This is a genomic window from Microcoleus sp. OTE_8_concoct_300 (assembly GCF_031383065.1).
GTDB lineage: Bacteria > Cyanobacteriota > Cyanobacteriia > Cyanobacteriales > Microcoleaceae > Microcoleus.
The window spans coordinates 1-9,694 of sequence record NZ_JANMZH010000664.1 but is presented as its reverse complement, the minus strand read 5'-3'; the positions used below and the strand labels follow the sequence as shown (position 1 = coordinate 9,694).

Genomic DNA, 9,694 nt, shown 5'->3' with positions numbered 1-9,694 from the left:
TCCCGCCCGTCCTTTTTGGACGGGCGGGACGCCCATCCCACAAACTTGTGGAAGTTATTTAATTCTCATTCCTTAGTCCCCCTCTGCTCGGACGAAAGTTTGTATAGGATCGGTTTCTACCGCCGAGTCTTATCAAGGGGTTTTTAACACGGATTTGATGTAATTTAACATAAAAGGCTTCCAACTCAAAAACCCAGTTTCACATGAGAAACCGGGTTTATGAGCGTCCGTCCTTGTTTATTTATGCTCGCCTACTTGATTGCGTCTGCCGTATTAAGTTGCTCAACTTATTTAAACGTCAAACTTTTCAGGTGTTCACAAACCCGGAAGGGCAGGCACTCTTGGCGCCGCGCCTACAGCCATCAGGTTTCTGAGTGTTAGATTTTTTTAGGTGGAGCTAGTTACCCTTTAATTCGCGGATACTTCTCTGAGCAGTGTCTTTGTACATCTCCCCGAATTCTTTCACGGCCGCTCCTGCCTCTTGCCCAATCTTCTGAGCTCGTTCGCCCGGAGAGTCTGAGGTTTCGCGAGCTTCTTGCCTCCATTCCCGCGTTGTTTGGGGTCTTTCAGGATTATTTAGATCGGCTTTTGAGCTGGCTTGCGCGCCAAAACCTTTGTTACTGCTTCCCGAATCAACATTTGTTGTTAGCAGCAGAAAACCGACTAGGACAACACTCAAAAAACTCTTGATTTGAAAGCCCTTAAGCAGGGAACTGATGCGAGCAATGGCTGTGGAAATCAAATTCATCTCGGTCATACTCCCTAAGTTGATTGGTGATAATTTTCAACATTTTTTCATCTAATTGACTTGCTCCAAAATCCGCAGCTAATGCGAGGAAAAGCCAACTTAGCTTCAACTTGCCATTAACCACATAAATAGAGTTATAGGTTAGCGATAAAATTTGGTAAACACGCAACCTATGTGTCAGCCAATTAGCTTTTTTCAACACCTATATCACATTAACAGCAGCCAAATACTTCTACCTCTAACTAAAGTCATAAATGAGTTAGAAGCAGAAAAGGTTTTTTTCAGCACAAGGTTAGACCATTTTCAATCAATCATGCTATACAGGGCAAATTCTTATTGCAAGCGATCGCCGGTTTTCACGTCAAACCAGTGCAGCAACTGAGGCCCAAAAACCAGCTCTACAATTTCCGAATTCCAGTGGCGGTCATTTGGCAGTAAAGCCCGCACCGTTAGTGACTCCAAACCTTTAACTCGGACGCTAACTAAATTTTGCATTCCCAAGTTTTCCACTAAATAAACCTCACCTTTAATTGCCTCTGGGGCCGACATCTTGCCGGCCTCTACATCTGCAAAGCCGACGTGTTCCGGGCGAATTCCCAACACAATTTCTGGCGGCACAGTCGGCATATCTGGTAGTCGAACTCGAAAATCCCCCAACACAGCAAAATTGCCCTGGCATTTAAGCACGAGCAAATTCATTTGTGGGCTGCCCACAAAACCCGCTACAAACTGATTTGCAGGACGGGTATAAATTAAGTGTGGCGGGTCTAGTTGCTGCACGTTGCCGCTGTTAAGAACTGCGACTTTTGTAGAAAGCGTCATTGCTTCGGTTTGGTCGTGAGTTACGTAAACTACAGGAGCTTTTTGGGAGGAAAATAATTGTTTGAGTTCGGCCCTAACTTTTTCTCGTAATAATGCGTCGAGATTGCTCAAAGGTTCGTCGAGCAAAAATACTTCCGGTTGGCGCACTAATGCGCGGCCGAGGGCGACTCGCTGCCGCTGTCCGCCTGATAGTTTTCCGGGTTTGCGATCGATTAATTCCGTCAATCCGAGGGATGTTGCAACTTCCGTCACTAACCGATTGATTTCGCTGGAGGAGATTTTGCGAAGTTTGAGGCTCGATGCCATATTCTCGTATACTGTCATGTGCGGATAAAGCGCGTAACTTTGAAAAACCATTGCAATATCACGATCGCCCGGTCTGAGATAAGTGACATTGCGATCGCCAATTCTAATCTCGCCCCTAGTTGGCTGTTCCAACCCTGCAATTAACCTGAGCGTCGTAGATTTGCCACACCCCGACGGCCCCAGCAAGGTCAGAAATTCTCCTTCGCTGACATCCAAACTAATGTCTTTGACCGGAACAACTTTAGGGCTGTAGGTTTTATTGAGGTTTGTTAGTTGCAATTTTGCCATGATTTTTAAACTGTTGACTGTTGACTGTTGACTGTTGATTGTTTACTCGTTACCAGGCTCTGCCTGGTCACGCATATCCGGAGGCTCTGCCTGCAATTTTCCTGTTTAAAAGGCGAGGCAGAGCCTCTAGATATCGGTTCCCAGGCAGAGCCTAGGAACGAGTTCTAAAATCTAAAATCAATTTATCCTTTTACCGCCCCCGCAGTTAAACCCTGAACAATGCGCCGCTGGAACACCAAAACCAGCAAAACCAAGGGCAAAGTTCCCAAAACGGTAGCTGCGGCGATCGGCCCGTAAGGAATCTCAAAGACTGACGCGCCGCTGAGTTGAGCCGTGGCGACGGGGATTGTTTTTAGAGATTCGCGAGTCATAAATGTCAGTGCAAAAATAAACTCGTTCCAAGCTGAAATAAACGTCAGAATTCCCGTTGTGACTAACGCGGGAAATGTCATCGGTAGCACGATTTGCCACAGCATTTGAAAAGTGTTATAGCCGTCAACTTTAGCCGCATCTTCCAAATCTTTTGGCAACTGTTGAAAGAAACTCCGCATCACCAAAATTGTCAGCGGCAGATTGATCGCAGTGTAAGGAATAATTAATGCTAAATAATTATTGCCTAAATCCAAAGCTTTGACAATTTCCAGTAGTCCCAAAAATAGCAGCACCGCCGGAAATAGCGTCACAATCGTCACAGTTGCCAGGATGATTCTCTCGCCCCACAGCCGCAACCTGGCTAAAGCATAAGCTGCGGGAGCGCCTACTGCTAAACACAGCAATGTTGAAGTAATCGAAACAAAAGCGCTATTTAAAATATAAAGAGCAAACGGGCGACGTTGGAAGAGGGACAGGTAATGCTCGAAAGTAATTCGTTTGGGAATGTAGACGTTGGGAATCGCCGAAATATCTGCATTTACTTTGAAAGAAGTTAGCACCTGCCAGATAATAGGTGCGAGGAAATATGCGACGACTAATATCGCGGAGATTGGCAAGATTAATTGCCGGATTTCAAAGGTTTTTTTGGTGGGTTGTTCGCGGGCGATCGACATAATTTATACCAATTAAAGGAACGTGCTAAGTTGTTCTGCATTTAGATTTAACTTTGTGGGAGGGCGGGCTTTCCTGCACACCCCACAAGAGTTTCAAGAAATAGAATTGTGGGGCGATAGACCCGGTTTCTACCAGTTTTGCGGACGGTCACGAAAAATATAGGGAGAAACTGGGTTTCTGGGGTTGGCGTGCGATCGCGAACTAACTTAACGTATAGCAATCTAAAATCCAAAATCTAAAATCGTCTTAGTTTCCTCCGGCTGCATTGACGCGGGCTCTCGATAACAGGTAAGCGGCGATCGCAACTGCTGCCACTAACAGCAAAAAAGTACACACCACCAAAGCCGCCCCATACCCAAAGTCTAAATACCTCATTACCGTGCTGTAAATGTAGATAGAAACCGTCTCTGTTCCCCCCGCCGGCCCCCCTCCCGTCATCACCTGAATCAAGTCAAAAATGCCGAAAGCTTGGGCAAATCGAAACAGCAAAGCAATCACAATTTGCGGCATCAGCAGGGGCACGGTAACTTGACGGAAACTCTGCCAGCTACTGGCGCCGTCAATCGCGTGTGCTTCGTACAAATCACCGGGAATTGATTGCAATCCCGCTAGCAAAAGCAAGCTGACAAAGGGCGTAGTTTTCCACACATCCGCTGTAATCACTGCCATCATTGCCAAAGTCGGATCTCCCAGCCAGCTAATGCTATTTTGAATCAATCCCAAACGCCTCAAAATGTCGTTAATTACGCCGTATTGGTCGTTAAAAATCCACGCCCAAGCTACTCCCATCAATGCAGTGGGCAGCGCCCAAGGCAGCAAGGAAATTGTCCGCACAATGCCGCGCCCTCTGAAGGATTGATTTAAGACTAAGGCAATGCCCATACCGAGAATTAATTCCAGCACAACAGAGGTGACTGTAAATACTGTGGTGTTGCCTAAAGTTTGCCAGAAACGCCCGTCGCCTAACATTCGACTGTAGTTAGCAAAACCGGAAAAAACCAGTTTTAATTCTGTACCGAGGTTTTGGGTGAATAAACTCAGCCAAAAAGCGCGCAATATTGGGTAAGCAAATACTAGCATCAGAATTATCAAAGCTGGTGCTACTAATATCCACCCGGTTTTTTGTTCGCGCTGTCGCATCTTGTCTAATTGCATATTGTTCACCTTTAATTTATTTTTGGGCGGGCTAGGAGCAACGGCTCACAATTGAATTAACTTTTTTTTGTGGAACAGGCATTTTGCCTGTTCGGGCGGGCAAGATGCCCACCCCACAATAAAAAAATTCACTCTTTGTGGAACAGGCATCTTACCTGTTAATTTATTTTTGGGCGGGCTAGGAGCAACGGCTCACAATTGAATTAACTTTTTGTGGAACAGGCATCTTGCCTGTTGGGGCGGGCAAGATGCCCACCCCACAATAAAAAAATTCACTCTTTGTGGAACAGGCATCTTGCCTGTTTCTGACAGAGGCCAGATGTCAAATTTACGAAGCTTGGGGTTGTTTCAAACTGCCTAATAAATTGCGAGTTTCGCTAGCTGCTGCTTTCATTGCTTGTTCTGCACTCATTCTCCCGGTAAAAGCTGAACTCAAATAACGCTGCAAAATATCAGAAGCTTGAGCGTATTGTGCCAGGGGCGGGCGCAACGCTGGCCGTTCCACTACTTTTAGCAGTTGCGGGTAGTGGGGATATTGGGCGACTATTTGTTTGTTGGTAAATAGGGATTTGTAACTGGGAACTAAACCGGTTTTTAAAATAAATTTGCGCTGGGTTTCCTCGCTGGTAAGGTATTTAATTGCTTTCCACGCTTGTTCTGGATGTTTTGAGGTTTTGGCAATTCCCCAGCCCCAGCCGCCCAAGCAGGAACCGCCTGTTTTACCGATACTGCTGAGCATTGGCTCGATCGCAATTTTGCCTCTAATATTCGATCCTTCCGCATTTGCCAGCTTCCAAACATACGGCCAGTTTCGCAAAAAAAGCGCTTTGCCGTTTTGAAACAACAGGCGGGTTTCTTCTTCGGCGTAGGTGGTGACACCCGGAGGAGAAATGCCGGAGGCGATCGTATTTTTGAGAAATTCCACAGCTTTAATTGCCTCCGGTTTATCTAACCCAACTTCAAAAGTTTGAGGGTTAGCCCAAAAGCCGCCGAAACCCGAGAGTACCTCGACAAACATCGCAGAGACTCCCTCGTATTGTTTGCCTTGCCACAAAAAACCCCAAGTTGCTTTTCCCTGTTTTTGCAAGTTTTGAGATATTTTTACCATCTCTTCAAAGGTTTTCGGCGCTGGAATTCCGGCTTGTTCTAAAATGTCTTTGCGGTAATAAAGCATTCCGGCATCGGAAGCGTGGGGAATTCGGTAAAGTTTGCCCCGATACCGCCCGCCTTCGACGTTACCTTGGATGAATTTTGATAGTTGTTTGGGGGGAATTCTGTCTGTCAAATCCCTTACCCAGCCTGCGGCTGCAAATTTGGGAACCCAGACAATATCCATGTTGATGATGTCGTAGGGCGATTCGCCTAAAAGAAAGGCAGATGTATAAAGATTTTCTATGAGGTTTGTGTCAGAAGGCCCTTCTATGAGGTTGATGCGAATGCCGGGGTTTTTCTGTTCAAATTCTTTGAAAAAGGGTTTCCAGTTAAGAATGTCTTGGCTTTGCATCAACATCGTGAGCACGACTGGCTGTTGAGTCAGTGCAGGCAGAATAAATAAAAGTAAGACGGCGGCTAATGTGACAGCGAATAAGCCTAAAAGACGGGGACGCTTCTGGCTTCCTTGCTGCGGAGAATTTATTTTTTGCATTTGCTTTTGAGAAATGGCGGTGCGATCGCCTTCTTTCTCTAATAACTCGCTTTTTTTGGTTTCGCTGAATTTACCGAGTTTGTGCAATAAAAGTTTAAGTAAACTTTAGCTTACTTAATAATGCTTGAGTGAAAAGTGCAAATTTTGATTTAACACCCTCGATAGCGAGTTCAGTCAACATCTATCTACAGATAGATATTGAGAGAATTGTCTAAGAGAGCAGTTGTCAATCGAACGAAATAAACTAGGGACTTAGGCTAAGCCAAAGTCCTGCGCCGGATATCTGTAATTCACTCAACTACAAACGGCTATACGAGTTTAAAAAAGTCTTGCTACAACCATTAATTTTATATCAATTATTAAAAGTCGCAGAGTTCCGCGCGGGACTTAGGCTTGGTTTAAGTCCCTACAGATGCTCGCATCCAATCTATATTTATCCCTACTTTTAAGAATGGGTATAACTTTTGTTGCTCGCCCGACCCACGAGTTATTCTGCTATAAAAACTCGGTTTCTGAGTAAGTATTAAATACAAATTAAATACAAAAAACACCGCTCCTCAAAACAGGAGAACGGTGTATAGGGGGTGTTATGGGTTGTTGTCTGGAATTAAGATTAACAAATCACGATCGGCTCAGGCTATGCCTTGTGAAGGTTAAAAAATTGGCACAAACCTGCACGATCGCCCTAGTAGCGATCGACCGCGAGGAATTAGCCCAACCATTCCACAACAGCATCTTCCTTGGTATTGGTGTGCCGTTCAGGGGTTTCGCGCTCGAATTTCATGTGGATGGCGCGGTTTTGTTCGCCGTCTGCTGCTACTGCAAAAATCGGATAGTCGATTAAGCCGTCTTGGAAAGACATCTGGAAGCGGAAAGTGCCGTCAGCATTGAGTTTAATCGGCTGTCCGCCTACGTAGACGGTGGCGTCGGGCTCCGTGGCGCCGTAGACGATCAGTTCGGCGTCAGCAACTAACCAGAACTGGCGGGGGCGCATCGGGGCGGCGAAGCCAACTCCCGACATACCGACACCCGACATACCGATACCCGACATGGTCATGCCGGACATACCGACACCCGACATGGTCATGCCGGACATACCGACACCCGACGCGGTGAGGCCGGACATACCGACACCCGACGCGGTGAGGCCGGACATACCGACACCCGACGCGGTGAGGCCGGACATACCGACACCCGACGCGGTGAGGCCGGACATGGCGCTTGCCGCCCACATTCCGACGCCGGAGGGGAACACGTAGGAACTGATAGCTTGTTCGTGGATGCCGACTTGCTGGATCGAACCGGCGACGTGCTGCATGGAACCGAACATAGAACCCGCTACGCGCATGGCTTCGGCAGATTCTGCCATGCCGAAGATTTGTTCGTAGATGGCGTTGTTGGTGCTAAAACCAGTGCCATTTACTGCTTGTGCGAATTTCTTGGCCGGAGGAACCAGTTCGGCGAAGGTTTTGCCAGACAAGTCTTCTTCCCAGTCGAGGGTGATGAATTGATCTTCAATCCAGTCGCTGGGATAGACGGGAGGAACGCGGACTTGGGCCGATCGAGCTAATATCAACCAGCGGCCATCTGCGCAGCGGTAGCCGATGTCGATCGCGTAGTCCCGATCGCTCACGGGGATTGGCACGTACCATTCCCGCGCCAGTTCGTCGCAGGGATATTCTTGAATGCTGTGCGGGCTTTGAATGTCGAGGTTAACATCTGTAACGTCGTAGATCCGCAGGGCGAGTTGCTGTCCTCCTTGGCGACGCAATTCTTCTTTGCGATCGTTGGGAATATCCCAGTAAGTGTAGGCCCATTCTGGGTCGCGGGGCATTAAAACAACCCGGCTTTCGCCGTAGCCGTTGGGCAAATCTGCTAAACCTTCATCTACAGACGACAAAGAACCACCTGTTCTATCTTCTTGACCGAGTTCAAACTTTGCTGCTTCCACTGCTTCTTGTGCCTCTAGTTTGCGAGATGGACTGTATGAAAATTTGGTGCGCTGAATTTCTTGAATTGATGCCAGGAGTTGCGATTTCCGCATCCGGCTGTAGCGAGAGACTCCACATTCGCTAGCAACTCTGCGGAGTTGTCGCAAAGTCATCTCTTCTAATGGTGGGCGTTCTTTTGCCATGAGTTTGTTCTCCACTAATTTGGGATGGCGGGTTAGATTTTTCCTCTCAACACAAATGTGTTGACTTTTTGAGTTAGAAACTCTTTTAAATGCAAATATTATTGAGCTTCCAAATCTCTCCAACCTTTGAAGCCTTGCTTGTTTTTAGCTTGTCTTTTCCCGAATGCGATCGGGGGTTTTGACTTCTTGGCTTCTGCGCGCACCGTCCGATCTAAATAAAACTTTTCTGTCGATTCTTGATTGACAAGATCGATTTTGTGAGTGCGATCGGTGCTGCTAGCAACGCTGTGCTGGCAGCACACGCGCTATTCGACTCCCAGGGCTGCTTAATCCAAGCATTTCTTTGGGATCGCTTTGTCATGACTTAATCTTGCAGACAACTTGCGATCGGGTCAAGGGGTCTTTTGCCTCAATCCTGGGTACTTATACGCATTTTCGTGATTTTGGGGATCAATATGTCAGGGAATCTTGACATTTAGGAGATTTGGGGGATCGGTGCGACAGCGAATGTCAGAATTTGATGACATATGGCGATAGGGGCCTTTTGATGGGTTTGGAGGGTAGGGGCGATCCGTCTGCAATATCTATATAAATACGATCGCACTTCCAGCCAACTATTCTCCCGATGCTTCCCTCTCCATCACTTCCTGTCACCAAGGGATTAAATTTTTGTTGGCGCGCTTATACTATATGCTACTATAGCATATAGTAGCATAGTTAAATCAAAGATAGAAGATACAATGTCTATAAAATTAAAAGAAAAAGAACTCGTGGGTGGAAAACGCAAGCGGGAGTTGATAGCGGTATACATCCCCAAAGAAAAGAAAGTCGCTTTAGAGGCGTGGGCAGCCTCAGAAGAGCGATCGGTTTCTTGGATAGTTGCCAAGCTGATCGATCGAGCACTTGACTCCCGTCAACAGCAGCATGAAGGTTCGGACAATGGCAACTAACCCAGTGGACTATCTCGAAGATTCTGAAGATGAAATCCAGCGTATGGGGAATCCTCAAACCGAATCCGTTGTAGCAGGAACAAGAAAAAAAGCAGTTGAACGTTGCTTAGAAGAAGCAAAAGGACGGAAGTTACTCGCCGTTCAACACTTTCAGAAGAACATTTGGCAGTGTATTTTCCCAGGAGGCGAAGATGAAGACTAAAGGTACAATTGTTTGGGACTATAAACAGGGTTGGACTTCTCCAGAACTAGAAGTTCCGGCAACAGGTAAAATTGCTGTTTTTGTCGATTACCCAGATGATGACTTAAGTATGCCCATCATCGAACTCGAAGTAGAAGAATTGTTGTCAAGTTTAGGCTATGTTGGTGAGGCTCGCTACATTGGAGAAAACGATCGCCTCAAACCCTGCGATACAAAAACTGTCACTTATGTAGAAACATTCTCTATTGAAGAGTTGAGCCATCATCTCAAAATACTGAATCAAAGTATCATTCCGAGGGAATGGTTTTATATCTTAAATTCCGAGGGAAATATTATCCATCTTCAAGAGGCGATCGTTCCAGCATAACTGCTCGATTTAAAAATTAGCGATCGCTTG

Annotated in this window: 10 protein-coding genes; 3 read left to right on the top strand and 7 right to left on the bottom strand. The window is 46.5% G+C overall.

What is annotated here, in order from left to right:
* Positions 1 to 397: 397 nt before the first annotated feature.
* The 7 genes from ACUVJL_RS30185 to ACUVJL_RS30155 form a co-directional block, all read right to left on the bottom strand.
* Positions 398 to 748, bottom strand: a complete 351-nt coding sequence (locus ACUVJL_RS30185) for a hypothetical protein (protein ID WP_445249207.1) — start codon at positions 746 to 748, stop codon at positions 398 to 400.
* 333 nt (positions 749 to 1,081) lie between these two features.
* Entirely contained in the window at positions 1,082 to 2,164 is a 1,083-nt protein-coding gene (locus ACUVJL_RS30180; protein ID WP_445249206.1) for an ABC transporter ATP-binding protein, read from the bottom strand.
* A gap of 182 nt (positions 2,165 to 2,346) precedes the next feature.
* Complete coding sequence (locus ACUVJL_RS30175; protein WP_445249205.1) at positions 2,347 to 3,210, bottom strand: carbohydrate ABC transporter permease; 864 nt, start codon at positions 3,208 to 3,210, stop codon at positions 2,347 to 2,349.
* Between the two features lie 247 nt (positions 3,211 to 3,457).
* Entirely contained in the window at positions 3,458 to 4,366 is a 909-nt protein-coding gene (locus ACUVJL_RS30170; RefSeq protein WP_445249204.1) for a carbohydrate ABC transporter permease, read from the bottom strand.
* 328 nt (positions 4,367 to 4,694) lie between these two features.
* Complete coding sequence (locus tag ACUVJL_RS30165; RefSeq protein WP_445249203.1) at positions 4,695 to 6,098, bottom strand: ABC transporter substrate-binding protein; 1,404 nt, start codon at positions 6,096 to 6,098, stop codon at positions 4,695 to 4,697.
* A 622-nt stretch (positions 6,099 to 6,720) separates the two neighbouring features.
* Entirely contained in the window at positions 6,721 to 8,145 is a 1,425-nt protein-coding gene (locus tag ACUVJL_RS30160) for a DUF4912 domain-containing protein (protein ID WP_445249202.1), read from the bottom strand.
* A 98-nt stretch (positions 8,146 to 8,243) separates the two neighbouring features.
* Entirely contained in the window at positions 8,244 to 8,447 is a 204-nt protein-coding gene (locus ACUVJL_RS30155) for a hypothetical protein (protein WP_445249201.1), read from the bottom strand.
* 438 nt (positions 8,448 to 8,885) lie between these two features.
* On the opposite strand from ACUVJL_RS30155, the gene ACUVJL_RS30150 reads away from it, so the two are divergent.
* Genes ACUVJL_RS30150 through ACUVJL_RS30140 form a run of 3 tightly spaced genes read left to right on the top strand, consistent with a single transcriptional unit; the run spans position 8,886 to position 9,664 of the window.
* The gene (locus ACUVJL_RS30150) at positions 8,886 to 9,095 is read left to right on the top strand and encodes a ribbon-helix-helix domain-containing protein (protein WP_445249200.1); all 210 of its coding nucleotides are present in this window, start codon (positions 8,886 to 8,888) and stop codon (positions 9,093 to 9,095) included.
* Positions 9,070 to 9,297, top strand: a complete 228-nt coding sequence (locus ACUVJL_RS30145; RefSeq protein WP_445249199.1) for a hypothetical protein — start codon at positions 9,070 to 9,072, stop codon at positions 9,295 to 9,297. The genes ACUVJL_RS30150 and ACUVJL_RS30145 overlap by 26 nt, the downstream gene beginning before the upstream one ends.
* Positions 9,287 to 9,664 carry a hypothetical protein gene (locus ACUVJL_RS30140; RefSeq protein WP_445249198.1) on the top strand — a complete coding sequence of 126 codons (378 nt, stop codon included), beginning with the start codon at positions 9,287 to 9,289 and terminating at the stop codon, positions 9,662 to 9,664. Before ACUVJL_RS30145 ends, ACUVJL_RS30140 begins: the two co-directional genes overlap by 11 nt.
* Positions 9,665 to 9,694: the final 30 nt, after the last annotated feature.

Coding starts and splice junctions, on each gene's coding strand:
- ACUVJL_RS30175 (WP_445249205.1), bottom strand. CDS start 3,210: ATGTCGATCGCCCGCGAACAACCCACCAAAAAAACCTTTGAAATCCGG.
- ACUVJL_RS30150 (WP_445249200.1), top strand. CDS start 8,886: ATGTCTATAAAATTAAAAGAAAAAGAACTCGTGGGTGGAAAACGCAAG.
- ACUVJL_RS30185 (WP_445249207.1), bottom strand. CDS start 748: ATGAATTTGATTTCCACAGCCATTGCTCGCATCAGTTCCCTGCTTAAG.
- ACUVJL_RS30160 (WP_445249202.1), bottom strand. CDS start 8,145: ATGGCAAAAGAACGCCCACCATTAGAAGAGATGACTTTGCGACAACTC.
- ACUVJL_RS30140 (WP_445249198.1), top strand. CDS start 9,287: ATGAAGACTAAAGGTACAATTGTTTGGGACTATAAACAGGGTTGGACT.
- ACUVJL_RS30180 (WP_445249206.1), bottom strand. CDS start 2,164: ATGGCAAAATTGCAACTAACAAACCTCAATAAAACCTACAGCCCTAAA.
- ACUVJL_RS30145 (WP_445249199.1), top strand. CDS start 9,070: ATGAAGGTTCGGACAATGGCAACTAACCCAGTGGACTATCTCGAAGAT.
- ACUVJL_RS30170 (WP_445249204.1), bottom strand. CDS start 4,366: ATGCAATTAGACAAGATGCGACAGCGCGAACAAAAAACCGGGTGGATA.